Consider the following 26,040-nt stretch of genomic DNA (forward strand, 5'->3'; position numbering starts at 1 on the left):
AGCGGTGTGTCAGGTAGCAAACATGGTGACTGACATACTGCTATCGCGAGCAGGCTCACTCCTACAGGGGATGTGCGTTGGAGTTAAGCCTGCGGCAGTTTGCGGAAGCCCACCGCCAGGCGATTCCAGCCATTGATGGTGTTGATTGCCACGGTCAGGTCAACCAGTTCCTTCGGCGAGAATTGCGCAGCCACCACGTCATAGTCTTCGTCGGGTGCGTGGGTCAGGCTCAGTTGGGTCAGCGATTCGGTCCACAGCAGCGCGGCACGTTCGCGCTCGCTGAAGAACGGCGCTTCGCGCCATGCCGTCACGGCGAACAGGCGACGCGGGGTTTCGCCATCCTTGATGGCGTCGGCGGTGTGCATGTCGATGCAGAAGGCGCAGCCGTTGATCTGTGAGGCACGCAGCTTGACCAGTTCGATCAGGCTCTTTTCCAGCGGCAGTTTCGAGACGGCATTTTCCAGCGCCATCATCGCTTTCAGGGCATCGGGGGAAGCGGTGTAGAAATCGGCACGAGGTTGCATGGTGGGCTCCGGGGTAGCGATTGAATGTGTGGCTACGTTAGTCCCCGGGGGTGGTTCGGCAAATAGCCAATATTGCAGAAGAACGGTAGGCCACTCAGCGCGGCAACTGACCGCTCGTCACTCGACCGGCACCAAGGCTTGGGCGCGCGAGACCAATATCAGGTAATCCCCTTTATCAGGAGACGTACCATGATGACGCGCAAATTCACTTCGTTGTTGTTGGCCGGCCTGCTCGCCACGGCATCTGCCGCCAGCTTCGCCGCCAATGACAGCACCGACGCGACGGGCACCAAGTCAGGCGGCCCCACCAGCTCGACCATGCCGCCAGACAACACCCCGGGCTCGCCATCGGGCAGCACCGGCTCCGGCACCAATAACGGCACCGGCACGGGCACTGGTTCGAGCATGGGCACCGGCACGGGCACCAATGGCGGCGCCAGCGGCTCCGGTTCCGGCGCGGGTGGCGGCACCGGTTCGGCCGGCGGCGGCACAGGTGGCGCGGGCGGTGGCACGGGCGGCTGAACGAACAAGAGTCATCCCAGATAGTCCTGAATACATCAGGACGATTGTGGAAGCGAGCCTGCTCGCGAAAGTGGTGTATCAGTCAACAAATAGGGTGACTGACATGCCCTCTTCGCGAGCAGGCTCGCTCCCACTTTCTATTTATGTAAATTGAAAGAATCAGCGATCCGAACGCATCAGCTCGGCAAAACCTTCTTCCGGCGCGAACACCGCCGCCCGATTACGCCCGGCATTTTTCGCCTGATACAACGCCGCATCTGCACGCTGGATAAACACCTGCGGGCTGTCATTGCCATGGGGAATAAATGAATAACAGCCCAGGCTCACAGTGAGATAACCGGTCGGCGAGCCACTGTGAATGATGTGCTTGTCGATCACGCTGCGGCGTATCTGCCCGGCGATTGCCAGTGCCCCATTGATATCGGTGTCCGGCAACAGCACCGCGAACTCTTCACCACCGTAACGCACCGCCAGATCCGACTTGCGCTGGCAGCAGGTCTTCACCACTTGCGCCACTTGCGCCAGGCATTGATCGCCGGCGACATGGCCGTAAGCGTCGTTGTAGCGCTTGAAGAAATCGATATCCAGCATGATCAGGCTGACCGGACTCACCTGGCGCGCGCCACGGGCAAATTCGATGTCCAGCGAACGCTCGAACAAGCGTCGATTGGCCAGTCCGGTAAGGCTGTCGTGGGTGGCGATCTGCTCCAGCGCCAGTTGCGCCTTGCGCAGGTTTTTCTCGATGCGCTCACCATCGCGCACCTGATGAATGAACACCCAGCCGAACAGGCCAATCCCGAGAATCACCAGCGCGACAATCACGCTGGACTGGAAAGCGCGGTCGTGCCAGCCCTGCAGAATGGTGTCTTGCGAAGTCGCGGCGGAGACCACCAGCGGATACGAGGCGAGCTGTCTATAGCCATACAAGCGGGTCACGCCATCGACCACTGAATTGAGCATCGCCGTGCCCGCGTTAGCGTTGGGCAACAGGGTTTGATAGATCTCGCCGTGGGCCACCGAGGTATTGATCAGCGACTCATCGAAAGGCCGTCGCGCCAGCAAGGTGCCGTCGGTCAACGCCATGAACATGATGCCGCTGTCATCAAGGCTGAAACTTTTGAAGAACTGATCGAAGTACGACATGCGGATGCCGGCCATCAGCACGCCCTGAAAATTGCCGACCTGGTCGTTGACGCGTCTGGAGATCGGGATGATCCACTCACCATTTTCACGGCTGCGAATCGCCGGGCCGATGTGCGCCACGGTCGAGGCATTCTGCTGATGGAACTTGAAATATTCGCGATCGGCCACGCCCTTGCCACGGGGCAGATTGGCGAACGAAGTGATGACCCACTGGCCCTCGCGATCGAACAGAAAGATGCCGTGCAACTGATCCAGCTGCTGCGCGCGGCGGGCGAAGATCCTTTGTAATCGAGGACGCTGCACCGCTCCGTAACCGTCATCCTGAATCCAGTCGACCAGGCTGGTCATCACCAGATCCGCTGCCCGCACGGTGTCTTCGGCCTGCTGGGCCATGGCTCGGGTCAGGTTGCCCGAAGCCATCTTCGCCACCGCCAGATCCTGCCGCCGCGACTGCTCCAGTTGCAGATACAACAAGCCGCACAGGCACAGGCTAACCGCAACGATGAACAACACCGCCGCTTTGCGTAGCGGCAGGCGCTTGAGCGTGCCGGGGGCTTGATGCGGATCGTGAATGGGGATTGGCAAAAGCATGTCCTGGGCAGGTACGACAGGGGCGCGAGCCCGAAACCCTTGTGTTCGTGAGCGTAGCCCACCGGGATGCACGGAGCAAACGCCCGCCTCCCGCCCAGTTATCGGCGCCTCGCGAGTTTGGATGATCGCTTTTCGTCGATTTATTTGCGATTGCTTCTTTCCGGTTAATCAGTTGTGCAGGGCCAGCCGCCGCATCGCGCTGCTCAGGTGCGCGCGAGCACTTTGCGCATCGCCTTCACGCATTTGCTCGCTGGCGCGCTGCGCTATGGCATGCGGCACCGGTTTCAATTCGCGCTGGGTCGCCATGGCCAGCAGTTGCACCTGCGCGGCGCGTTCCAGGTAATACAGATCATCCCAGGCTTCGGCGATAGTCGGCGCGGCAACGATCACACCGTGGTTTTTCAGAAAAAGAATATCGGCGTCGCCCATGACGCTGGCGATGCGGTCGCCTTCGGATGCGTCCAGCGCGAGGCCGTGGTAATCCTCGTCCACCGCCGTGCGTCCGTAGAACTTCAGCGCGGTCTGCCCCAGCCACAGCAGTGGCGGGCCTTGCAGCAGGCACAACGCCGTGGCGTGCGGCATGTGCGTGTGGAACGCGACTTTTACCCGTGGCAACTGTTTGTGCAGGCGCGCGTGGATGTAGAACGCCGTGGCTTCGGGCTCGCCCTCGCCAGCGACCACGTTGCCGGCGAAGTCGCAGACCAGCAGATTCTGCGCGGTCACTTCCGAGAAAGCGTAGCCATAGGGATTGACCAGAAACAGATCATCATGCCCCGGCAGCATCGCCGAAAAGTGATTGCAGATGCCCTCCTCCAGGCCATGCACAGCCGCCAGTTGAAAGCACGCGGCGAGTTCGTTGCGAGCCGTGTTGATCGCCTCGGTTTCGAGATTCGGTGTCGATGCTGGTCTGGTTTTGGCTGTGCCGCTCAAGGTGTGCGCCATGGCAGTTCTCCTTAGGTCCAGCCGAGAGATTTAAACAGCGGCAGCACTTGATCGAGGCTCGGCAAAATCGCGTCGGGGCGATAGTCCGGCAACAGCTGGCGGCCCGTGCCGCGATCGATCCACACGCAACGAAAACCCATGTCCCGCGCCGCTGTGTGATCGAGCATGGGGCTGGCGCAGATGTGCACCACTTCATCCCTTGTCACGCCCAATTGCTGATGAGCGTAGTCGAACAGCCGCGGCGCCGGTTTGTAGGCACCGGCCTGTTGCGCGGTGATCACCCGGTCGATATGACCACCGAGTTGCGCGACGTTGCCGGCGATGATGTCGTCGTCGGTGTTGGACACAATGCACAGCTTGAAACCCATCGCCTTGAGTTGCGCGAGGGTGTCGAGCACTTCGGCAAAGGGCGGCATGTTCGGGATGGCGGCCGCCAAGCGTTGACTGTCTTCCGGCAAGCTCGGCAAGCCAAGTTCTTCCAGAGCCAGTTGCAGACCGAGGGTACTCAATTCGCGGAAGGAACGATGCGGCGGGGTTTGTTCGAGGCGGTGCTCGTGACGGTCGTAGACTTCAATCAGCTTATCGGCATCGATTGCGTGCTCGCCCTTCGCGCCGAGGATTTCTTCGACAACGGCTTTCAGTCCTTCGTCCCACTGAATCAGCGTGCCGTAGCAATCGAAGGTCAGCCATTGCGGGCGTGGCGTGTTGTTCAAGGTCATCGGTCGATTCCTCCAGAGTCAGGACTTCAGCTTATGAGCGCACGGTGATAGTGTGAAATTAAATAAACACGCGATCGTCATTCGCAAAACCACTATCAGGATCGTTGCCATGCTGGATCTGGAACTGCTGAAAACCTTCGTCTGTGTGGTCGACGAAGGCAGCTTCACCCGCGCCGCCGAGCGTGTGCACCGCACGCAATCAACGGTCAGCCAGCAGGTGCGCAAACTCGAAGATCTGGTCGGCCACCCGCTGCTGTTGCGTGACCGCAGCGGATTGAACGTTGCCGTCACCGAGCACGGCGAATTGCTGATCCACTACGCGCGTCGATTGCTGGCGCTGTCCGCCGAAGCCAGCCAAGCACTGGCCAGCGATGTCGACCTGGAAGTGCTGCGCATCGGCATGCCGGAAGACTTCGATGCGCGGCGCATGGCGCTGATCCTCGCCGGCTTCACCCGCAGCCACCCGCAAGCGCGCCTGGAAACCATCAGTGGCATTAGCCTCGACCTGCGCCAACGCCTCGATGCCGGCGACATCGACATCGCCCTGATCAAACGCGAACCCGACAGCGGCCCGGCATGGGCGACCTGGCCGGAGCGACTGGTGTGGGTCAAAAGCCCCGGGTTCGATACCTCCAGGGGCGTGCTGCCGCTGGCGCTGTTTCCTCAGGGTTGCCTGTATCGACAGCGGGCGATTCGATTACTCGATGTGGCGCAACGACCGTGGCGGGTGGCGTTCGGCAGTCATAGCCTGACCGGGATTCAAGCGGCGGTGGCGTCCGGGCTGGGGGTTTCGGTGCTCCCGGTTTCGGCGGTTTTGCCGGAGCATGAGGTGTGTGCGGATTTGCCGGAGCTGGCGCCGACGGAACTGGCGCTGGTTAGTCGTGAAGGGGTTTTGAGCGGGTTGCAGCGGGGGTTGGTGGAGTTTTTGCGTGGGGAGTTGGGGGTGAATGCGGGGGGATTTGCCTGACCCCCCCGGGGATCCTTATTCGGGTTTGTTGATTTCGCGGAGCAGGTCGGCGGTGGGGATGTTCATGGTGTTTGAAAAGTAGGTTTTGTAGCCAAAGGCAGTGACAAATAGTTTGCAGGGAATCTGGCTTTTGTTGGAGAGAAGGTTGTTTAGCTCCGTTGTAGATAGGTGACGTTCTGAACTACGGCTGCTGGAGGTTTCAACGAGAAACGCGCTGGTGAGATAAGAAAATTTCCCTCCGTTTAGCGGTTCCCCATCAGACTCAATCAAACCTACCGCGGAAAACTGCATCGCTTTCTCAATGGAGAAATCATGATCGTCCCCCAACGCACACGTCAGAAAACCTGCAATCATCCCTTTTCCCTGTCCTTTATCAAACAGGTTCAGGACATCGACATCCGATTGGTATCGGATGTCATATAAAAGCGTCCTCTCTCGTTTCACGGACACGAAACTCAAGTTCGCTGAAGGCTTTGAATGGTCTTTAGCACATCCGGAGCAAACAATGAGCAATACACAGATGATCAATCTGGACATCAAGAAAACTCCTTCATGATCGAAGCCAACAACAAATCGCTCGCCGAATTGCCACCGGAAATAGGCGCGTCAAACAGCTCTAGCGCATTTGCATGACTGGTATCGACGTTTACGTTCAAAGAAGGCTCACAAGAAACAATCCACTTCTCACCAAAGTCAGCTACACCATCTGATGAATTTCTATTGGTAGGTGTCGCTTTGATGTTGATCCATTCGACAGCGACTGGGTCAGGTCGCTGGCGATATATGTCTGAGCCGATCCAGACAAGAGCACCTTCGCCAACCGGATCCAAAGTAATCAGCATCTGCATTCTGTATCCCCAATCCGACATGAGTTTCGTCAGATGCGCACCGTTCCATCCACCCAGGCTATGTCCGACGATGTATATAGGGCAACTCTTGTACGGAATCAGGCTAAGAACATATCGCTGGATGTCTTGCTTCCCTCTGACTTCGTTATAACCCAGCCACTCTGAGCGATATCTACCTTTGGCGCTCAGCGACTCATTGCGTTTATCAAATGCAGCCCGGGCGGCCAAAATGTTTCCATAAGGCCCAGAAAAGTAATAACTCTCCTTATCCCCAGCCCCACCAATAAAAAGCACAATCGCCTTGGTACTTTCCACCGGCACAGGCTTGGCACTGACATCCTTCTTGTCGGTCAGCACATGTTCCTTATGCAGCTTGTAAGTGTTGCCCTTCGCGCACGTTACCGTCTCAGCCGTCATTGCCTCACTCCTCCAGAAACAGCTTGATGGTTTCAGGCAGGTGCGAACTGACCTCATGGGTAAATCCGGCGGCATCAGACACGCCGTGCTCCATGCGCCCGTCGGCGCGCTGGATCATGTAGGGGTGATCGGGCATCGGTTCACCGGTCACATGGTTGACCAGTTTCAACTTGTCGGTGAAGTGCACCGGCATCGGCAGCAGACCACTGAAAGGCGCCAAGACTACGGTGTCGCCAATGATCACCGTGCCTGAACCGCCGATGACGACATTACCGTGGCCACCGGTGCTGTCCAGCGTCGCCGCGTTCAGGCCATTGATGAACACGGTGCCGGATACAGCGCCACTGATCGCGCTGCCGCATGCGGACTTGTCGGTCATGCGTGCAGCCGCCAGACCGTCGAAATTCACGTTCGGCGAGCCGCTGACGATCGGGTTGGTGCCGTGTCCTGGCAATGGACAGGCGGTGGGGTCGGTGACGCGGGCAGCGGGTTTTCCGCTCATGAACAGCTCCTTGCAATGTGTCGTGCAGATCCTTTGAGGCGCGCAGCATGCGCGAATTTGCCAGGAGCTACAAATCTTCAGGCCAAAAAAAAGGCGCTCATGCGAGCGCCTCTTTTCCTGGACCGTTACGGATGCTCAGCGTGCCGGCGGAACCCGAATATCCCCCGCGCGGCACTGAGTCTTCACCCCTTTGCCACACGCGCCGAATTGCAAATCCTTGCCCATGCACACCCGCACTTCCGACAGCTGCGGGCCGCTGCAAACCACCGCAATTCCATCCTCGGGAATACCCGGATTGGCCTTGCGAAACAGATCGACAATCTCCTGTGCTTCGAAGTAGTACGACGTCGAGCCGAACGGCTGCAACTCCTGCGGAATCTTAACCGCGCCGAGAGCCTGATCTGACTTGTCGAGATAGCCCATCGCACCGAGACCGCTGCAGGTGCCGTGCTTGGACCATTCGTGATCGAGAAGTTTTTTCGTCGGGTACATCGTCAGGCCTTTGCTGGTTTCTGCCGCCGACAGCGTCGTCAGCGGCGGGCAGGATTGTGGCCAGCCACCCTTGGCATATTGCGGCCACAAGCCGTGCAGGACAAAACCGTAACCCTTGCCGGTGCACTGCGCGTCGTCCTTGTGCGTCAGACAAAAGGTCGGCGACCAGGACAGCGCCAGCAGGTAGTAGTCGAACACCCCCGCCACCGATTCGGCCTGCGCTTTCATCGATGCCGGCTGACGCGCCGAGCTTATGCCGATGCTACCGGCCGTCAGCGCGATCAGCGCCAGAATTGTAAACAGCTTTTTCATTAACCCGTTCCTTGGGACGCCTGCGTCCGTGGTTTTCGTTGTTGGCCACGCTTGGCCAGCGCTGATTTCGACACGTTTGTATTGCAAGCGCATGACGCAAGGCAAGGCCCTGCGCCGTGCAAAGGTCTACGCTGAACAGGCAGACATTCAACAAGGGAACCGACATGAGTAAAGCAGACGAACTCGCCGCCAGACTCAAGCAGACCCGGCATACCCAGGCTGATGCGGCGCTGGAAATCGATTGCTGGCCTGCTCAGGTGTACGACTTGTACCACCGCATCGAGGGCTGGCTGCAGCCAGTCACCGAAGTAGGACTGAAGATTCGCCGCAATCCTACGCACGTTTGCGAAACTTCGCCGGATGGCGAAGCCCGTGACTACGCCATCGACCAACTGGTGATCGAGGCCAACCATCACAGCCTGACGTTCGATCCGATTGCGCGGTTTACCGAGGATGGTTGCGGGCGTGTCGAAATCAAGGTGCCAGGGCGCGATCAGTCGTTGCTGCGCACGGTTGACGAGCATGGCGAAAGTCACTGGTGGTTGCAGACTATCGAGACCGGCCAGGAGCTGGATGCGATTGCGTTGACGGAAAACAATCTGCTGCAAGTAGTGCAGCAAGGGCTGGGCCTCTAACGGATCACCACTGACGGGTAACGTCGGACTGGATCAACGGTGAGAACGTGGTTAACTTCGAACACGTTCTTCCCGCCCACTCCAGAGAAAAGTCCGACAGATGCCAACGACAAAAACCACATTCCTGCTCGGTGCATTGCTCGCGTTGCCTTTCACCGCTCAGGCAACCGAACCGTCAACCCACCTCGACAGCATCCAGCAACAAGGCCAGTTGCGCGTCTGCACCACCGGCGACTACAAGCCCTACACGTTCAAGCGCAGCGACGGCGACTTCGAAGGCATCGACATCAGCATGGCCCGCTCCCTGGCCGACAGCCTCGGCGTCAAAGTGCAATGGGTGCAAACCACTTGGAAAACCCTGATGCCCGACATGCAGGCTGGCAAATGCGACATCGGCATGGGCGGCATCTCGGTCACCCTCGAGCGACAGAAAAAGGCCTACTTCAGCAACACCCTCGACACCGACGGCAAGATCCCGCTGGTGCGCTGCGCCGACCAGTCCAAATACCAGACCATCGAACAGATCAACCAGCCCACCGTGCGCCTGGTCGAACCGGCCGGCGGCACCAACGAAGCCTTCGTCCACGCCTTCCTGCCCAAAGCGCAACTGGCACTGCACGACAACGTGACGATCTTCCAGCAACTGCTCGACAACAAAGCCGACGTGATGATCACCGACGCGTCGGAAGCGCTGTATCAGCAGAAACTCAAACCCGGTTTGTGCGCGGTGAATCCGCATCAGTACATGCAATACGGTGAGAAGGCGTACTTGCTGCCGCGTGATGACATCAGCTGGAAACTGTATGTCGATCAGTGGCTGCATTTGAGCAAGGTCACTGGCAAGTATCAGCAGACGTTGAGTGAGTGGATTGCGGTGCCGTCTCAATAACGGTTAATCGTCGTGCAGCGGTGACGGCGACTGTTCAGCTAACCATATAGCCTCGCGGTGACGGATAAGCGCTCCGTCACCGCGAGGTTCGCTTCAAGCCTTCACTTCAACTTTGTCCAACGCCTGATTCACTGCGATCTCTCCCAGCATCACTACCTGGGCGATGCCCAATAACGTCTTGCGCTGCGAGTTTTCCAGTAACGCGGCGAAGTCGTTGAGCATGGTGCTGGCCGAACCCAGCGATTCGCTGGCATTGGCCAACAGGGATTCGCTGTCGTACGCAGGGTTGGCGAGGAACATGCGTTCGGGCTGGTTGGTGGAAGCTTTGATGTGACTGGCGGGAGGCAGGTAGTAATCCAGCGCACGCTCGGCGGCGTCGTGGAGTTTTTTTGAGTCTGGGGATTTGTACGGGGATGCGGGATCGGTGTCCGGCGGATTGGGTGTGGGTTTGAACATGGGTGAATCCTCTAGCGCGATTACCAAAAGGAGCCATCACCCTCGCTACCAAACGAAGGGTGGCGGCCATACGCGGGTTGGTAGACCGGTCGCACTAGAACCCGGCGCCCACGAATGGACCCCACGCATGACCACCATGATATTCGAGCGCTGAGAAGCGACCTGAATCAGGTGACGCAATGCATCTAGACACGAAGCGGGCTACCAAACCCGATCACTGATTTCAGTGACCCAGGGACGATAGAACCCGCAGGCTAGACGCACAAGCCGGCGGATTCTGTCTTAGGTGTAGGGGGAGGCGCAAGACAACGTAGGCTTCGGATGACTTTCACTAGTCAGATTTAAACAAGCGCCCGCGTAACCGTTTAAACGGATATTGAAGGACAGAAAACAGGCAGAAATACACTTCCTCCCATCAGGCCGAGCGCGTCGGAGACCAGTTCAAACCACAAACAGCGCCTCGCAAGCCTTTGCCTGTTCGCAGACCTGATAAACTCTTGCGCCTTCGCCTTCTTGATCCAGATTCCTCACATGTCCCTACAACCCGCCCCACTCTCCCGCCGTTTTTCCGTCGCCCCCATGATGGATTGGACGGACCGCCATTGCCGGTACTTCCTGCGCCTGCTGTCCAAGCACACCCTGCTCTACACCGAAATGGTCACCACTGGCGCGTTGCTCAACGGCGATCACGAACGTTTTCTCCGTCACCACGAAGCCGAACACCCGCTCGCGTTGCAGCTGGGCGGTAGCGTTCCGCTTGATCTCGCGGCCTGCGCGCGTATGGCGCAAGAGCACGGCTACGACGAAGTGAACCTGAACGTTGGCTGCCCGAGCGATCGTGTGCAGAACAACATGATCGGCGCGTGCCTGATGGGGCATCCGCAGCTTGTGGCGGATTGTGTGAAGGCGATGCGCGATGCGGTGTCGATTCCGGTGACGGTAAAGCACCGCATCGGCATCAACGGACGCGACAGTTATGCCGAGCTGTGCGATTTCGTCGGTACGGTGCGCGATGCCGGGTGCACGAGTTTTACCGTGCATGCGCGGATTGCGATTCTCGAAGGGCTGTCGCCGAAGGAGAATCGCGACATTCCGCCGTTGCGTTATGACGTCGCGGCGCAGTTGAAGGCGGATTTTCCCGAGCTGGAGATTGTGCTGAACGGCGGGATCAAGACCATGGAGGCCTGCCATGAGCATCTGCAGACTTTCGACGGTGTGATGTTGGGGCGTGAGGCTTATCACAATCCGTATTTGCTGGCAGAGGTCGATCAGCAGTTGTTCGGCAGTAACGCGCCGGTGATCAGCCGGTCTGAAGCGTTGGCGCAGTTGCGGCCTTATATCGCCGAACATCTGCTGGCCGGTGGTGCGATGCATCACATCACGCGGCATGTGCTGGGTTTGGGTACCGGTTTCCCCGGGGCGCGCAAGTTTCGGCAGCTGTTGTCGGTGGATATTCACAAGGCCACGGATCCGCTGGCGTTGCTGGATCAGGCGGCGCAGTTGCTTGAAGGGCGTTGATGCCCTGCCCTCAACAGCCGGGCGGTTTGATCCGCCTGGCTTGACGCCTCAAGCGGCCGCAGCCGCCGTCCAGTTCACCCAGCCAAACACCCACGTCGCCAGAATCAACAAACCAAAACCGATCCGGTACCACGCGAACGCCGCATAGCTGTGGTTGGCAATAAACTTCAGCAAGCCACGCACGGCGATCATCGCAAAGATGAATGCGGTGACGAAGCCAAGGGCGAAGACTGGCAGGTCGTTGGGCTGAAACAGGTCGCGGTATTTATAGCCGGAGTACACCGCGGCGCCGACCATGGTCGGCATGGCGAGGAAGAACGAGAACTCGGTCGCGGCTTTGCGTGAGAGGCCGAAGAGCAGACCGCCGATGATGGTCGAACCGGAGCGCGAGGTGCCGGGAATCATCGCCAAACATTGTACGAAACCGACTTTTAGCGCGTGAGACCAACGCATGTCGTCGACATGTTCGACGCTGACCACATGGCTACGCTGTTCCGCCCATAACATGACGATGCCGCCGACAACCAGGGCAACCGCAACGGTGATCGGGTTGAAGAGATATTCATGGATCGCGTCGGCGAATAACACGCCGAGGATAACGGCGGGGAGAAACGCGATCAGCAGATTAAGGGTAAAACGTTGTGCATTGCGCTCGGTGGGCAGGCCTTTGACGATTTCGAAGATCTTCGGACGGAATTCCCACACCACCGCAAGAATAGCCCCCAGTTGAATAATGATGTTGAACGCCATCGCGCGTTCGCCGCCGAATTCGAGCAGGTCGGCGACAATAATCTGGTGACCGGTACTCGAGATCGGCAAGAACTCGGTCAAGCCTTCTACCGCGCCCAATATCAACACCTGGAAAAGGGTCCAGAAATCCATTAATCCTCCGTCAGAGCACTCAAGACGAGCGACCGGTCAATAACACTCAGGGGTTGAGTATCTGAAGTTACACAATTGGCTTTTATGAATATCAAAAGATCGCAGGCTTCGGCAGCTCCTGTAGGGGGACGCATTTCAAGCGTAGGAGCTGCCGAAGGCTGCGATCTTTTGGTCTTGAAGAATAGGTCTAACGGATTGCCACACTCAAGTCATGTTAGTAATCGTCGGTCGACGAACTTAACTGGAAAAATTTACATCTATTACAACAATCATTTCAGTTCAGATATGAAATGTGATCAACTTCACACAATCAGGACATGGCCAACCCATGGCAAAAGGACATAGACAAAGCCATCGCTATAAGCTCAAAATAGTGGCACCATTGCATATAGCCATCACCCACGCATTAGTTCACAACCCCCGAAAAATCAACTAAAAGCTTGAAAAGCTTACTTATTGTTAGAAAACTCGGGAGACACGTCTAAAATCCGCGTAAATGTTACCAATTGTCAGTCACAGATGAGAACCGGTGCTTTAACATCCCGATGTCAGCACCTAATTCGAGTCAACGCATGATGCTCTCAGGGAACTTGGCGACTAGAAGTCCGCGCCCGACAAATGATGAATCCGGTGTTCTTGCTCTGGGTCGTACCTTGGGTGTGGCCGATCATTTTACGACGCTGATCGCAAAGCACGTGCAGCCCGATATGATCCTGGAAACAGGTGCTTTCACTAGTTCATATAAACAGCAGCGTTACATCGATTCCTATCGCGCCATCTTCCTCATCATCGATAGCCCACAGGCCCTCGAAGACAATTTGGCGCTGATACAGAATCTGCGCGATGCGAACTTGAAACCGCTTATTTGCGCAGTCATCACCGGCCGCGGGGCGGTCAACAAGATCAAGTATTATCTCGCCGGCGCCGATGCCTGTATCAAGCTCAACACACTGAGCGATGACAGCGACGACTTGCTCACGGAGTTCTTCAACAGCGAAGACTGGCAGCGGGATATCACTCTGACGCTTGATCCGACGCGGATCTGCCTGCTGGACAGTCGGCGCAAACTCGATATTTCTTTCGCCGAGATGAAGATCCTCGAGGCCTTTGCGCAGACCGCCAATCACATTCTGAGCCATGATGAAATCGCCAGCATCATGGGCCTCAACGCCAATTTCTACGATCCTCGGGCACTGGAGAAATCAATCAGCCGCTTGCGTGGAAAAATCAAGGACATGTATGGTACAAACGCGATTCAGAGCATCCGCGGCTACGGCTATCGCCTGATGCGGGGCCTGATATCGACTGCCTGAGTCTCGGGCAGTCTTCCCTTTTGCATACGTACGAAGGATCGTCTGATGCAGCCATATCGTTTCAGTTCTGCTTCATATTTATTAAAACTCAAGCACTTGAATGAGCGCGGCAACACGCCACATAACAATAAAACTCCATAACATAGCAGCAGATCGAGTGGAATTTATCGACGGCCATTTTCGGCCCGAACCCTGCCTACGATTACTTCCGAGGAAGTCATTGCTCGCCTGCCGATTTATCTTTTAGCCAATTTTGGTGTGTATTTAGGAGAGAGACATGGAAACGAGTACAACCCTCCCCAGAAAATATTTTGTAGTTGTGACGCACAGCACAACGTCGCAGCGTGAACTGGAAAGCATTTTGTCCAGTGAGCGTTTCAATTCGTTTGGCACGTCGCAGGCACAAATGTTTGTTGAAGGTGTTGCTTCGCCCTCTTCCGCCCCGATGGTCATGGAGTTCAGTTACCCAAGCCTTAGCCGAAAGAACGTTGCGCGCAGTATCGAACATGATACTCAACGCATACTGGCCACCCTTGAAAATGAATGGCGAGCCGCGCAAACAGACAACCCGTTCCAGAGCTTTCCGGCAGTTAGTGCAGAACGAGCACATATCTCGAATGTCAGCGAGAGTCCTGAGGCCTGCAGCGACACCTGGCATCTTGACGATGATCAAGGCGTACTGCTCAAGGACAACATCGCAATCAGCCTGACTGGCCTGGAAACCGCCCTGGTCCGGAAAATGCTGACCCATGAAGAACGGGTGGTCAGTCGCGATGACTTGATCATCAGTATTGGCCGGGAACCGGAGCAATACCGTGGTCTGGAGATGTGCCTGAGCCGCTTGCAGGATAAATTCAAGAGCGCGAGTAATGGCGAGCGATTGTTTCGAGCCGTAAGAAATCGCGGATATTGCTTGATCCAGGAAGTCGTCGCGTAATCACAGGCGACGTTCTAACCGAGACAAACAGATATAAAGTGCGACTACAACAACAAGAAGAGCACTCTGTTTGGTTTTTCCTCCCTGATTCAATAAAAGCTTCCCTGCCTCCACCCCGCCAACAGTAACAAATACATCCCCGCCTTTTCATCCCTCTCTCTACGACCTTTTCTAACAGCCTGCTATTTAAATATTAGAAAGTTGGCATTGTGCCATCTTGTTAGAACTCGTCAGACACCATTCCCGGCAATAACTTAGTCTATTGGCTGACGACAGTTCGGCTCTCGATGTTGTTACCTCAAGACACTCGCTAAAACAAAAACAATAAGTCTGCATAACAACTCGGCTTTCAACTGTTGAAACCTGAATGGACGTCTTTTGGGGATATCGTATGGATCTTTCTCTCAGTATTAATCGAAGCACGGGCCTCAAGGGACTGACCTTTTGGGGCCAATGGGCGCTGGCACAGGCTTTCGTTGTGACGCTGTTGTTCATCCTCGCTGAACAGCACACCGGCACCGTCGCGTTCTACTACCGAATGTGCGCTACCCTCGCCGTCCTGGCCTCGGTGCCGGCTTACACATTCAGCGGCGTTTATCGCAAACGCGACAACTACCTGACTGGCCTCGGCCGTCTGTTCATGGGTTGGTCGATGACCATGGCCGCGCTGGCGTGCATCGCGTTTGTCTGTCAGGCCGATGAGCTGTTTTCCCGTCAGGTGATCCTGAGCTGGGCGGTGTACGGCTTCCTCGGTCAGGCCTTCCTCTACGCGCCGCTGCATGCGTTTTCCAAGTACTACCAGCGTTCGCGTAAAAGCGAGCACCGGACGCTGATCGTCGGCACTGGCGAACTGGCGCTCGGCCTGGCGAAGAAACTCAGCCAACTGGAAAACCTGCCGCTGATCGGTCTGGTCAGCAACGGCGACAAACCAGTCCTCGCCGCAGACGCACCACGCGTCGTCGGCGCTCAGGATGAGTTGCTCGAACTGATTGAGGCTCACGACATCCGCCGCTTGTACATCACCCTGCCGCTGTGCGAAGCCGCCAAAATCGAGGCGATGTATGTCGATCTGCTCGGGGCCAACGTCGATGTGGTGTGGGTGCCGGACCTCAACAGCCTGACCCTGCTCAACCACTCGGTGAAAGTCGTGGACGGCCTGCCAGCGATCTACCTGAACGAAAGCCCCCTGACCAGCCGCCCGACCGCTGCCCTGAGCAAAAGTCTGGTTGAGAAGACCGTGGCGTTCCTGGCGATCATTGCCCTCAGTCCGCTGCTGCTGATCATCGCGCTGGCGGTGAAGCTCAACTCGCCCGGCCCGGTGTTTTTCAAGCAGGATCGTCATGGCTGGAACGGCAAGGTGATCAAGGTCTGGAAATTTCGCTCGATGCGTGTCCACGATGATCGCGAAGTGAAACAGGCCAGTCGTAATGACTCGCGTATCACCGCCGTGGGTCGCTTTATCCGCCGCACGTCGCTGGATGAGTTGCCGCAACTGTTCAACGTCTTGCAGGGGCATATGGCTCTGGTGGGTCCGCGTCCACATGCTGTTGCGCACAACAACTACTACTCGGGCAAAATCCTCGCCTACATGGCGCGTCACCGAATCAAACCGGGGATCACCGGGCTTGCACAGATCAGTGGCTGCCGCGGCGAAACCGACACCATCGACAAGATGCAGAAGCGTGTCGAGATCGACCTGCAGTACATCAACAGCTGGTCGTTGTGGCTGGACCTGAAGATCCTGGTAAAAACGCCGTTTACGTTGTTATCGAAAGACATTTACTGAGGTTCAGAGCTTCAGATCGCAAGGGGACGAAAGTCCCCTTTTTTGTGGGCGGGATTTGGCACACCGGTATCGAACACAGGTGCGCCCCTGTGGGGGTTGGGTTATGGCCGGGTTCTGTAGTTGGATGACGATCAAATGTAGGAGTGAGCCTGCTCGCGATGGCGCTGTGTCAGTCAATGATGATGTCGGCTGACATGACGCTATCGCGAGCAGGCTCACTCCTACAAGGGGCTTTGAGACATGGCCGGGATGTGTGGCGCGACGCAGATCAACTGTAGGAGTGAGCCTGCTCGCGATGGCGGTAGGTCAGTCAACAATGATGTCGGCTGATCCGGCGCTATCGCGAGCAGGCTCACTCCTACAAGGGTTTATTGTGGGGCTTGGGAGGTCGGCGCTTACTCGGTAATCTTCTCGAAGTTGCGATAGAACATGTCGCCTTCCCGGCTATCCGTCATCGAGTGCAGTTGATAGCTGCGGCTCAGTCGGGCGCCGCCATCTCGGGTCAGTGGCGCCCAGACCAGGTTGGCGCGGCGCATGGTCGACATGCTCATCATTTCGTCGAACGGGATCGACAGGTACAGGCCCTTGTCGAAACTACCTTCGCCGTATTCGGCGCTGCTGGCCGTGGTAATGGTCGCCCAGGCACCGACGCGCACGCCGTTGAAGAACTCGCGGGAGATGTCCACGGTCGTGCCCCAGTCCCCGGCCAGATAACGACCGACACTGACCGCGGCCAGCGTGTCGAAAGGCAGATCGGTATAGCCAGTGATATGCCCGGTCACCACGGAGTAATCGCGCAACGCGAAGCCTTGATCGAAATCGCGCTGGCGCACCCAGTTCAAATCCGCTCCTACCGACCAGCGCTCGCCTGTCGGGCGGAACAGCACTTCGGCACCGACGCCGGCAAACATCGATTCCAGATAACCGCCATAAACCATGCCGTAGAGATCCTTGTCCAACTGCTCGGCATGGCTGAGCTGGAACAACGGCATGGTCGTGTTGGAGGTGGTCAGGTACTGGCGCAAATCCGTGCGCACGCGCGGTAATCCGCTCGGTGCGTCGTAGACGAATTTGTCGAAGTTGTTGACCAGATTGGCGCTGAGCAAACCGCTCCACCAGGTGTTGCGGTTGAAGCGATATTCCGCGTCCGCGTCGGCACTGAATTGATAGAGCAAACCGTCCGGGCCGCCAACGTTCTGCTTGAAGCCCAGACCGACCCCATAGCTGAAATGCTGCGGCGCTTCGGTGTAGAGGGTTTTCTCGTTGCGCGGCATCGCCGGGTTGATTTCGGTGGTGCGGTGCAGCGACTGCAACGGCTCCTCGTTGTTGATCACCTCGCGAAAGGTCTGGCGCGGCAGGCTGGTTTCTTCCAGCGGCAAGTCGTAGCGCTTGTTGACCACGGTGAACCAGTCGATGTCGTCGTTGACGCTGTTGTCGAGAATCCGGCTCGCGCGGCCGACAGCCTTGGACGAATGAAAATATCGCTGCTGCTCGCCATACACGATCAGCTCGGAATCGCGCTGGCTGATGCGCTCTACCTTGTACCCGGCATTCTGCTGCAGACGCCGCGACACATCGGCCCAGTTGACCTGCTCCATCGAGGTCGTCGGGGCCTTCGCCGGCAGCGGTTCGGGCGTCGGGTCGTAGGTCTTGGCCGGGGCCTTGCGGCTGACGAAATTGGTGTGAAAGGTCACGCCGAACATTGCCGTATTGCCCCGTTCCCACGCAGCGCTCAGATCGATTGAATCGGTGACCTTGAACACCGCGCCGAGGTTGATCGGCGAGTCCTGTTTGATTTCGTTGTCCTTCGGCTCGTTCTTGTAATCGTTGCCTTCGAACTCCAGTTTCAGGCTGAGACGATCCCAAGGCGTCTGATAGCTCACGCCACCGAACAGCGACGGTTTGCCACGAAAGTACGAGCCGGAGTTGACGTCGCCGGTGCCTTCAAGGGCCGGGCGGGTATCGAAGCGATTGCTGACGTAGCCCAACGGGTTGTCGAAGTCGCCGCGATTACCGATGTAGCCCCAGGCGATGCCCGCACTGAAATCGAAATTGTCGAAACGCTTGTTGGCGACGAAGAATTCGCTGGAGAACAAACCGGTACCACCGATATCTCGAAAGCCCAGCGCCACTTCCGGCGCCCAGTGGCTTTCCTGCCACAGGCGCACTTTGGCGTCGACCGCCTTGTCCTTGTAGCTTTGACTGCCGCTCAGGGCCTCCGAGCCATACGGCCGGTTGGTGATCGCGGTGTAGCGAAACGAACCTTCGAGCCAGTCCAGCGGCTGCAACGACACGCTGTAGCGGCTGTAAGGGTCGGTGCGATTGGCGTTGACGCTCAGCTCGCCGGCCGGGGCCATGCGCGCCGTTGGCGTCTGCAACAGGCCGGTACCACCGAAGTCATTCTGGGTGATGCGCGGCTCGGCGTGGGCCAGACCGCAGGGCAATAACAACACAGCTGCAAAACGTAACTTCAACGAACCACCTCGGCCAGCTGCGTGGCAATGAATTCGGCCAACTGCTGATTCAGTTCAGGAAGAGGCGGATCCAGATCATCATTTTTTATCGGCACCAGAATCCTGCTGCCGGCCACCGGAAACTGTCCGGACTCGCGATTCCAGTGCGCGATACCGACACGCCGCGACACGCCGTTGGGCTGGATCAGCCACAGATAATCGGCCTCGGCGTCGTCGAGAATCGAGCAACCTTCCAGGTATTCGCGAGCCTCCTGCAACGGCTGATACGGCAGGTGGCACGGCTCGGCGACTGCGCCCAATACCTGCACTTCATCGACCCGTTTCGGGTAGATCAGCCGATCGCCGTCATCCAGCCGAATGTTGCGCGCGAAGCCGACTTCCACGGCCACCGGGTCGAGGTCAGCGATCTGCCGCCCGGTCACCGGCATCTGCCGGACTTCTTCGGCAATGCGCTGTGCCAGTGCTGCGCGGCCTGGCCGGTCGAACAACGTCGCCATGCGCTGCAGCACATCGAGGTCGAACAGCACGCCGACCTTGAGCCGTGTCTGTTCCTCGAGCAGCGACTGACGCAACAAGCCGCCCGCCAGCCAATAGCCTTCGGCATTGGGCACGGCTTCGCCGATCACATCGAGCAAGCGCCCGCCCGGCGGCAACTCTATCGGCCCGGGATTGGCGACGTCGCCGGACACCGTGACAGCGGCCTGACTCGCCCCGGCGATCAGCAGAAAGCCCACCGCGATAAGGCTGAACCGCTTCACGGCAGGTGCCTGCGATCAGGGGTCAGCTGCACCAGCTTGACGCGCAGTTGCGAGGTCAGCTGTTGCTCGCTCTGCAGAATGAAACCGTCACGTGGGTCGACCCAGTAACGGTTGGTCGCACTGAGGCCGATGGCTGGCGCGTCAATCTGCTCATCGACGCGCAGTACCGAGTACGCCTTGTCGAGAATCTCCAGGGTCTCGGTGGAACGGCGCGAGAAGCGGCTGTTGACCACCACGCCGACTTCCTGGCCCTTGTACAGATCGATCCAGCGCCGCGTGGTGTAACCATCGGCAACATGATGCAGGCCTTGCTTGAACGGCGAGTCATCGGCCAGCCGCGTGCCATCCAGATCGCCCTCCAGTCCCAGGCCAATGCTGCGCACGGCAAGGCCATCGCGCAGCAGCAAAACCTGCTTGCCAGAGGCGACCCAGAACTGCAGGTCTTCACGCTCGCGCACCAGCGCCAGCACGCCGGAGCCGGAGGGCGTGGTCAGTTTCAGTTGCGGATAGTTGACCCCGGCAACTTCGGCCGCCGAAACGTCAACTTCATCGGGGCCGACGACGGCGGCCTTGAGGTTGTTCAGCGACGCGCTCATCAGCGGGTTACAGCCGCACAGCAACGACGCCGCCATCAGGCAGACGCCCACTTTCAATAGGTTCACAGTCGGGCGGCCTTATTTGCTGTTGTTGCTGTATTCGCTCCAGTTCTTCGCTGCCGAAGCCCCAGTGCCGACAATCGACGCCGACGGCACCAACTGGCTGATGAAACGGTTCCAGCGAGTGACGTTGGCCGGGCCGACGTAGACGACATCCTGCGGCCGCACCTGGAAGTGCGATGCCAGCGCCATGGCGGTCGGTGATTCGGCTTCGAGCTGATAGATCTTCGCTGGCTCGACGTCGAGATTTTCTACCCCGCGAATGACGTAGACCGCGTTGCCGTTGGAGCTGGTCTGGCTGAGGCCGCCGACCGAACCGAGCACGTCGGAAAGGTTCATGGTCGCAGTCTTGAAGCTCAGCGCGCGCGGCTGGTTGACCTCGCCCATGACGTAGATGCGCTTGTTGTCGTTGTACGGCAGGTACAGCTGATCGCCGCCCTTGAGGTAGACGTTCTGCAGTTCGGAATCCTGCTGATTGAGCGAGTCGAGATTGAGCGAATAGACCCGCCCGTTGCGCGTCAGCAACAGCCCGGACAAGTCGGCATTGTTGGTGTCGATGCCGGCCGAACCGAGGGCCTCGACCACGCTCAGCGGATTGGTCGAAATCGCTTGCGGGCCGGCCTTCGTTACGGCACCGGTGACCACGACTTTCTGGCTGGCGAAGCGCAACACCGCTACATCGACCTGGGGCTCGGCGATGAATGCCGACAAGCGTTGTTCGATGTCCGCGCGCAGTTGCTGGATGGTCCGGCCAGCGGCCTGGACTTCCTTGATGAACGGGTAATACAGCGTGCCGTCGGAGCGCACCAGACGGCCGTTGGCATCGATCTGTTGTTGCGCGCCGGAGGGGGCGGTCAGCTCCGGGTGATCCCAGACGGTGATGTACAGAACATCATTGTTGCCGATGCGATATTCCGCCGGCGTTACCAGCAGCTCCGCCGGCAGCGACTCACGCTTTTGCGTGGCGCGGTTCATGGCGATCAGCTTCGGGGTGATCGGAATCAGCTCGACCCGACTGCTTTCGCTGGCGCCCTGGCGGGTGATATCGCTGGTGCTCAGGTACTGACCGGGGGAAAACATGCAACCTTGCAAAGCGAGACTTGCCAACATTAAAAGATAAACACTACGAGTCATAATGGCACTACGCTATTCAAGGGCGAATCCAAAAAACAAAGTCACCCGACTTGCGTCGGGCGACTCTGTACTGCACTAACAAATGTTCCTGTTAGTTATGCGTGCCGGTTGTACCGGTGGTACCTGTCGTACCGGTGGTACCGCCATTGGCACTGCCACCGCTGTTGGACGCCGCTACAGCACTGGCAACCATTGCAGTACTGGCGGCGGGCGCTTGCGAAGCCGCCACACTGCCACCTACATTGGTTACCGCTGTCAACGGCGCTTCAGCTGCGGCAGCCCAGTTGCTCAACATCGTCAACAGGGCAACTGCCATCACTTTTTTCATAACAACTCCTTTCTAACATTCGACCTGTTAAAAAACCGGTCTGTGTCAGAGCTGGTAGCGTTCGAGTCCGCAAAGAGCGCGAACACGATCCGTTGTTCTTTCACAGTCTTACCCAACTGATAAAAGTCGAACGGCAGGTTTATATCTACGGACTTGCAAAAGGCATTGCCAGTGTAATTTCCCGACGTTATCTAACAACCTGACTGAAACTAACATCGAACTAAAAGGCCATCATCGCGAATAACCGTTTGGGTGATTCGATTGCCAGCGCCAAGTGTCGGCGACCATGTCCTGCAAGTTGCGCGTGGCCTTCCAGCCGAGTTCTTTTGCGGCTTTTGAAGCGTCGGCGAAACTTTCGGCAATGTCACCAGCCCGACGCGGCATCATCCGGTACGGCACCGGCCGCCCGCAGGCCTGTTCGAAGGCATGCAGCACTTGCAGCACGCTGTAGCCATCGCCGGTGCCGAGGTTCCAGGTGTGGATGCCGGTGCGTTCACTGATCGACTGCAACGCCTTCAAGTGGCCGTCCGCCAGATCGACGACATGGATGTAATCGCGCACGCCGGTGCCATCGGCGGTCGGGTAATCGTTACCGAAGATCGACAGTTCGCGCAGACTGCCGACCGCGACCTGGCTGATATAAGGCACCAGATTGTTCGGAATGCCGTTCGGGTCTTCGCCCATATGCCCGCTGGCATGGGCGCCGATCGGATTGAAGTAGCGCAGCAGTGCGATGCTCCAGCGTGGCTCGGCGAGGCTCAGGTCGCGCAGCACGTTCTCGACGATCAGCTTGGACTGGCCGTAGGGATTGGTCGGATTGCCCGTCGGAAAATCCTCGCGGATCGGCATCTCCTCAGGCTCGCCGTACACCGTCGCCGAGGAACTGAACACCAGTCTGAACACCCCCGCCGCCGCCATCGCCTGACACAGGGTGATGCTGCCGCCGACGTTGGTTTCGTAGTATTCGAGCGGCTTGCGCACGCTCTCGCCCACGGCTTTCAGCCCGGCGAAATGCAGCACGGCGTCGATCTGATGTTCGCGGAAAATACGATCCAGCAATGGGCGATCGCAAACATCGCCGCGAATCATCCACGGGCTTTTGCCGCAAATGGCTTCAACGGCGTGGAGTGCCGCATCGCTGCTGTTACAAAGATTATCCAGAACGACAACTTCATAACCTGCTTCAAGCAATGCAAGTGTGGTATGCGAGCCGATATAGCCGGCGCCACCCGTTACCAGAATCTTCATAGCGCGATCCGTCATTGAATAAATACCCGGTAGCGTGTCAAGCCTTGCCTGGTGGATATGCGGGGCAATTCACACAAACAAGGCGACAACAACCTCAAACAAATTTAGTTCAACCAATGGCAATAAATATTTTCGCCGGTCAAACTATCTGCGGGTACTTATTAGCACTCCCCGTGCACTTATCACTATCAACGGATACCGACTAAAAATAACTTAAAACACAGTAGTCGACATCTCATAACATTAACGCCTTTTAACGGCGCAACTAATTGCCACCCACAGCCTGACTCGGGTATTAAAGTAAGCCTTCAATAATCATTGAAACTTGCCGCCATTCTCTGGTGCGCAACCGTCGCCTGTGTTCCATGACTGTCCAGGATACTTTTATGATTCGTAAATGTTTGTTCCCCGCTGCCGGCTATGGCACGCGTTTCTTGCCGGCAACCAAAGCCATGCCGAAAGAGATGCTGCCGATCGTCAACAAGCCGTTGATCGAATACGCCGTTGAAGAAGCACGGGACGCCGGTCTGCAACACATGGCCATCGTCACCGGCCGGGGCAAACGAGCGCTGGAAGACCACTTCGACATCAGCTACGAACTCGAGCACCAGATTCGCGGCACGGAGAAAGAGAAATTCCTGGCCGGCACCCGTGAGCTGATCGACACCTGCACCTTCTCTTACACCCGTCAGGTGGAAATGAAAGGTCTGGGTCACGCGATTCTCAGCGGCCGTCCGTTGATCGGCGACGAGCCGTTTGCCGTGGTACTGGCCGACGACCTGTGCCTGAACCTCGAAGGCGACGGCGTGCTGTCGCAAATGATCCAGCTGTACAAGAAATTCCGTTGCTCGATCGTCGCCATCCAGGAAGTCCCGGCCGATCAGACTCACAAGTACGGGGTGATCGCCGGCGAGCTGATTTCCGAGGGGATCTACCGGGTCAACAACATGGTGGAAAAACCGGCACCGCAGGATGCGCCGTCGAACTTGGCGATCATTGGTCGCTACATCCTTACGCCGGATATCTTCGACCTGATCGCCGACACCGAACCGGGCAAGGGCGGCGAAATCCAGATCACCGACGCCTTGATGAAACAGGCGCAGAACGGCTGCGTGCTGGCGTACAAATTCAAAGGCCTGCGCTTCGATTGCGGCGACGCCGAGGGTTATCTGCAGGCGACCAACTTCTGCTACGACAACGTGTACCTCAAGGGCCGCTGAGACGGCTTTCCACTTCCCCACAGGCAGGCAACCATGAACATTGCACAACATTCGACAGAGATTGAACGTGAGGTGGGCAACCTCGGGGTGATGAGCTGGTTGTCGCGCCATCAACCGATGCCCAGCGCCAACGAAACCTGGCTGGGCACGATTCTGCTGGTGGAGCGGATCGGCGTGTTTCCTGCGTCCGGCGATATTCGCCGGCCGATGCGCGATCCCTACCCGCTACTCGCGCACCTGAAGGCGCTGTACGGTGGACAAGCGCTGGAGATGGACGACCGCGATGGCCTGAAAGTGATTTTCAGCGACTGGCGCTTTCGCGTGCGCATCTGCTGCAACGACCCGGCGATCATCATCAACGTCGAGACCCGTTGTGATGCACGGTTGATGCCGCAGAAGCTCGCGGAATTACTCGAACAAGTCGACAACTTCGCGTCGGCCTGAGAAACCCGTAGGAGCTGACGAGTGAAACGAGGCTGCGATCTTTTCGGACGCAATGAACACCAAGATCAAGAGATCGCAGCCTCGTTTCACTCGTCAGCTCCTACAACGGGGTTTTGTCGCAACGGTCGTTGGCGCCCATGATCCAGCCATAAAAATAATCGGCAATCACCTTCCCGCCCGTGGCCGGCAATGGATGAATCCTGTCCGGGCCGATCATCGCGCTGGCGTAGCGTTTGACGTCGGGGCCGAATGCGCATTGCAGGTTGGCGAATCCGAGATGCTGTTCACGCGCCCAAGGCTCGAGCACCTGCGCATAGGCCGACATCGGGTAAGCGCTGGAACGCGTGGTGTCCTGGCGCATGATCAGGTTGATGCTCGCCGCTGGCTGGATCTCGCGCAGCATGCTCACCAGGCCCTGAACGTTCTGCAGATACTGCGCAGGCTTGACGCCAAAACCCTGATCGTTGCCGCCGAGCATGATCAGGTAAACGTCGGCCGGAATCTTCGACACCACGGCTTTCCATTGCGTCTGCCACTGCGGATCGGCGTGATAGAAATCGGCCGATGCCGCACCTGACGCCGCCAGTTTCGACACCCGCACACCCTTCTGCTCGTTGCCCAGCCACAGGCCGAACAGCGTCGGCGCGCCTTTCACCACTTCCAGTTTGAATGACCAGTCTGCGGCTGATGGAGCACCGGGTAGCGCGACTTCCTGAACGCCCGAGCCTGCGAGCTGCAACGGGCGCCAGTCTTGCGTGGGCGACCAGCGATAGCGCAGTTCGTCGGATCCGCCGTTACCCAGATACAACAGTTTCGCCTGAGTCACCGCGGTATCGATGCGCGGCGAAGGGTTGGCATCCACCTGCAACCAGGCGCCAGGTTTGCCGCTGATCGTGCGACTGTCCGGGCTGGCCTGGCCCAGCTCGGAAACCTTCCAGTCGCCACCGAAGTATTTATCGCTGCTGCGGGTGTATTTGAAATGCGTGCCGCCCAGCGCCGCGCCGTGATTGAACCCGACGTAACCGGGGCCGGCGAAACCCACCTCGGCAGCCACTCGTTGCACCAGTTTGTTCAGGTAAAAATCCTGCCCGGCGGTGTAGCTGTCGCCGATCACCGAAACGGACAACACCTTGCCGGCCTTGCCCTCGCGCCATTGCGCAAAACGTTCGCTGGCATCCTCTACCGTGATGGCCGAGGTGGCGACTGGTTGAGGGGCGTCTACTGGCATCATTCAATATTTCCTTTGTCCGGGATGGCCCTTTCGCGAGCAGGCTCGCTCCCACAAGGATGTGTGACTTGCACGGATCCACTGTAGGAGCTGACGAGTGCAACGAGGCTGCGATCTTTTGATCTTCGCAAGCCACGGCAAAAGATCAAAAGATC

General features: G+C 57.9%; 27 protein-coding genes. 10 read left to right on the forward strand and 17 right to left on the reverse strand.

Annotation, left to right across the window (positions count from 1 at the left end; translation table 11 throughout):
* Positions 1–83 precede the first annotated feature (83 nt).
* On the reverse strand, positions 84–524 hold the full coding sequence (locus DCO47_RS15015) for a carboxymuconolactone decarboxylase family protein (RefSeq protein ID WP_042609087.1): 441 nt from the start codon (positions 522–524) through the stop codon (positions 84–86).
* A 189-nt stretch (positions 525–713) separates the two neighbouring features.
* On the opposite strand from DCO47_RS15015, the gene DCO47_RS15020 reads away from it, so the two are divergent.
* Positions 714–1,046: a hypothetical protein gene (locus tag DCO47_RS15020; RefSeq protein ID WP_042609086.1), complete on the forward strand. Its 333-nt coding sequence runs from the start codon at positions 714–716 to the stop codon at positions 1,044–1,046.
* A gap of 159 nt (positions 1,047–1,205) precedes the next feature.
* Here the strand turns inward: DCO47_RS15020 and DCO47_RS15025 are convergent, their stop codons facing one another.
* The 3 genes from DCO47_RS15025 to DCO47_RS15035 form a co-directional block, all read right to left on the reverse strand.
* Positions 1,206–2,774, reverse strand: a complete 1,569-nt coding sequence (locus tag DCO47_RS15025) for a sensor domain-containing diguanylate cyclase (protein ID WP_116658382.1) — start codon at positions 2,772–2,774, stop codon at positions 1,206–1,208.
* 174 nt (positions 2,775–2,948) lie between these two features.
* A complete protein-coding gene (locus DCO47_RS15030) occupies positions 2,949–3,722 on the reverse strand; it encodes an aldolase (RefSeq protein ID WP_065615947.1) in 774 nt (257 codons plus the stop codon).
* An 11-nt stretch (positions 3,723–3,733) separates the two neighbouring features.
* The gene (locus DCO47_RS15035) at positions 3,734–4,441 is read right to left on the reverse strand and encodes a haloacid dehalogenase type II (RefSeq protein ID WP_116658373.1); all 708 of its coding nucleotides are present in this window, start codon (positions 4,439–4,441) and stop codon (positions 3,734–3,736) included.
* A 109-nt stretch (positions 4,442–4,550) separates the two neighbouring features.
* Here DCO47_RS15035 and DCO47_RS15040 point away from each other — a divergent pair, with 109 nt between their 5' ends.
* On the forward strand, positions 4,551–5,408 hold the full coding sequence (locus DCO47_RS15040) for a LysR family transcriptional regulator (RefSeq protein ID WP_116658374.1): 858 nt from the start codon (positions 4,551–4,553) through the stop codon (positions 5,406–5,408).
* Between the two features lie 15 nt (positions 5,409–5,423).
* On the opposite strand, the gene DCO47_RS15045 is transcribed toward DCO47_RS15040, so the two are convergent.
* The 4 genes from DCO47_RS15045 to DCO47_RS15060 form a co-directional block, all read right to left on the reverse strand.
* A complete protein-coding gene (locus DCO47_RS15045; RefSeq protein WP_042609082.1) occupies positions 5,424–5,945 on the reverse strand; it encodes a hypothetical protein in 522 nt (173 codons plus the stop codon).
* Entirely contained in the window at positions 5,945–6,673 is a 729-nt protein-coding gene (locus tag DCO47_RS15050; RefSeq protein ID WP_116658375.1) for an alpha/beta hydrolase, read from the reverse strand. Before DCO47_RS15050 ends, DCO47_RS15045 begins: the two co-directional genes overlap by 1 nt.
* A 4-nt stretch (positions 6,674–6,677) precedes the next feature.
* The gene (locus DCO47_RS15055) at positions 6,678–7,175 is read right to left on the reverse strand and encodes a PAAR domain-containing protein (protein ID WP_064361401.1); all 498 of its coding nucleotides are present in this window, start codon (positions 7,173–7,175) and stop codon (positions 6,678–6,680) included.
* A 135-nt stretch (positions 7,176–7,310) separates the two neighbouring features.
* On the reverse strand, positions 7,311–7,979 hold the full coding sequence (locus tag DCO47_RS15060) for a ribonuclease T2 (RefSeq protein WP_116658376.1): 669 nt from the start codon (positions 7,977–7,979) through the stop codon (positions 7,311–7,313).
* 164 nt (positions 7,980–8,143) lie between these two features.
* On the opposite strand from DCO47_RS15060, the gene DCO47_RS15065 reads away from it, so the two are divergent.
* Positions 8,144–8,614, forward strand: a complete 471-nt coding sequence (locus DCO47_RS15065) for a hypothetical protein (protein WP_042609078.1) — start codon at positions 8,144–8,146, stop codon at positions 8,612–8,614.
* A gap of 100 nt (positions 8,615–8,714) precedes the next feature.
* Positions 8,715–9,503 (forward strand): transporter substrate-binding domain-containing protein, encoded by a 789-nt coding sequence (locus tag DCO47_RS15070; RefSeq protein WP_065615941.1) that lies wholly within the window; start codon positions 8,715–8,717, stop codon positions 9,501–9,503.
* 93 nt (positions 9,504–9,596) lie between these two features.
* Here the strand turns inward: DCO47_RS15070 and DCO47_RS15075 are convergent, their stop codons facing one another.
* A complete protein-coding gene (locus tag DCO47_RS15075) occupies positions 9,597–9,959 on the reverse strand; it encodes a DUF6124 family protein (RefSeq protein ID WP_116658377.1) in 363 nt (120 codons plus the stop codon).
* 531 nt (positions 9,960–10,490) lie between these two features.
* Between DCO47_RS15075 and dusA the strand changes: the two genes are divergently transcribed.
* Positions 10,491–11,477 carry a tRNA dihydrouridine(20/20a) synthase DusA gene (dusA, locus tag DCO47_RS15080; RefSeq protein ID WP_116658378.1) on the forward strand — a complete coding sequence of 329 codons (987 nt, stop codon included), beginning with the start codon at positions 10,491–10,493 and terminating at the stop codon, positions 11,475–11,477.
* 48 nt (positions 11,478–11,525) lie between these two features.
* Here dusA and DCO47_RS15085 read toward each other — a convergent pair whose 3' ends face one another.
* On the reverse strand, positions 11,526–12,359 hold the full coding sequence (locus DCO47_RS15085; protein ID WP_042609074.1) for an undecaprenyl-diphosphate phosphatase: 834 nt from the start codon (positions 12,357–12,359) through the stop codon (positions 11,526–11,528).
* Positions 12,360–12,931: 572 nt separating this feature from the next.
* Between DCO47_RS15085 and DCO47_RS15090 the strand changes: the two genes are divergently transcribed.
* From DCO47_RS15090 to DCO47_RS15100, 3 genes are all read left to right on the forward strand, one after another.
* Positions 12,932–13,672, forward strand: a complete 741-nt coding sequence (locus tag DCO47_RS15090; RefSeq protein ID WP_042609073.1) for a winged helix-turn-helix domain-containing protein — start codon at positions 12,932–12,934, stop codon at positions 13,670–13,672.
* 277 nt (positions 13,673–13,949) lie between these two features.
* On the forward strand, positions 13,950–14,609 hold the full coding sequence (locus DCO47_RS15095; RefSeq protein WP_042609072.1) for a helix-turn-helix domain-containing protein: 660 nt from the start codon (positions 13,950–13,952) through the stop codon (positions 14,607–14,609).
* Between the two features lie 391 nt (positions 14,610–15,000).
* A complete protein-coding gene (locus DCO47_RS15100) occupies positions 15,001–16,395 on the forward strand; it encodes an undecaprenyl-phosphate glucose phosphotransferase (protein WP_042609071.1) in 1,395 nt (464 codons plus the stop codon).
* A 395-nt stretch (positions 16,396–16,790) separates the two neighbouring features.
* Here DCO47_RS15100 and DCO47_RS15110 read toward each other — a convergent pair whose 3' ends face one another.
* The 6 genes from DCO47_RS15110 to galE all read right to left on the reverse strand — a co-directional run bounded on the left by DCO47_RS15110 (position 16,791) and on the right by galE (position 22,993).
* Positions 16,791–18,869 (reverse strand): YjbH domain-containing protein, encoded by a 2,079-nt coding sequence (locus DCO47_RS15110; protein ID WP_042609070.1) that lies wholly within the window; start codon positions 18,867–18,869, stop codon positions 16,791–16,793.
* Positions 18,866–19,627, reverse strand: a complete 762-nt coding sequence (locus tag DCO47_RS15115; RefSeq protein WP_064361410.1) for a capsule biosynthesis GfcC family protein — start codon at positions 19,625–19,627, stop codon at positions 18,866–18,868. Before DCO47_RS15115 ends, DCO47_RS15110 begins: the two co-directional genes overlap by 4 nt.
* Positions 19,624–20,289, reverse strand: coding sequence for a YjbF family lipoprotein (locus DCO47_RS15120; protein ID WP_042609068.1), 666 nt, complete (start codon positions 20,287–20,289; stop codon positions 19,624–19,626). Before DCO47_RS15120 ends, DCO47_RS15115 begins: the two co-directional genes overlap by 4 nt.
* 12 nt (positions 20,290–20,301) lie before the next feature.
* Positions 20,302–21,363 carry a polysaccharide biosynthesis/export family protein gene (locus DCO47_RS15125; protein ID WP_116658380.1) on the reverse strand — a complete coding sequence of 354 codons (1,062 nt, stop codon included), beginning with the start codon at positions 21,361–21,363 and terminating at the stop codon, positions 20,302–20,304.
* A gap of 145 nt (positions 21,364–21,508) precedes the next feature.
* Positions 21,509–21,745, reverse strand: coding sequence for a hypothetical protein (locus DCO47_RS15130; protein WP_016775457.1), 237 nt, complete (start codon positions 21,743–21,745; stop codon positions 21,509–21,511).
* A 231-nt stretch (positions 21,746–21,976) separates the two neighbouring features.
* Entirely contained in the window at positions 21,977–22,993 is a 1,017-nt protein-coding gene (galE, locus tag DCO47_RS15135; RefSeq protein ID WP_064361413.1) for a UDP-glucose 4-epimerase GalE, read from the reverse strand.
* A gap of 386 nt (positions 22,994–23,379) precedes the next feature.
* On the opposite strand from galE, the gene galU reads away from it, so the two are divergent.
* Positions 23,380–24,213 carry a UTP--glucose-1-phosphate uridylyltransferase GalU gene (gene galU / locus DCO47_RS15140; protein ID WP_024013613.1) on the forward strand — a complete coding sequence of 278 codons (834 nt, stop codon included), beginning with the start codon at positions 23,380–23,382 and terminating at the stop codon, positions 24,211–24,213.
* A gap of 33 nt (positions 24,214–24,246) precedes the next feature.
* A complete protein-coding gene (locus DCO47_RS15145; RefSeq protein WP_042609064.1) occupies positions 24,247–24,657 on the forward strand; it encodes a mannose-1-phosphate guanylyltransferase in 411 nt (136 codons plus the stop codon).
* 100 nt (positions 24,658–24,757) lie between these two features.
* Here the strand turns inward: DCO47_RS15145 and DCO47_RS15150 are convergent, their stop codons facing one another.
* The gene (locus DCO47_RS15150) at positions 24,758–25,888 is read right to left on the reverse strand and encodes a GDSL-type esterase/lipase family protein (protein ID WP_116658381.1); all 1,131 of its coding nucleotides are present in this window, start codon (positions 25,886–25,888) and stop codon (positions 24,758–24,760) included.
* Positions 25,889–26,040: the final 152 nt, after the last annotated feature.

It is taken from the genome of Pseudomonas sp. NDM, from assembly GCF_003105095.1.
GTDB lineage: Bacteria > Pseudomonadota > Gammaproteobacteria > Pseudomonadales > Pseudomonadaceae > Aquipseudomonas > Aquipseudomonas moraviensis_A.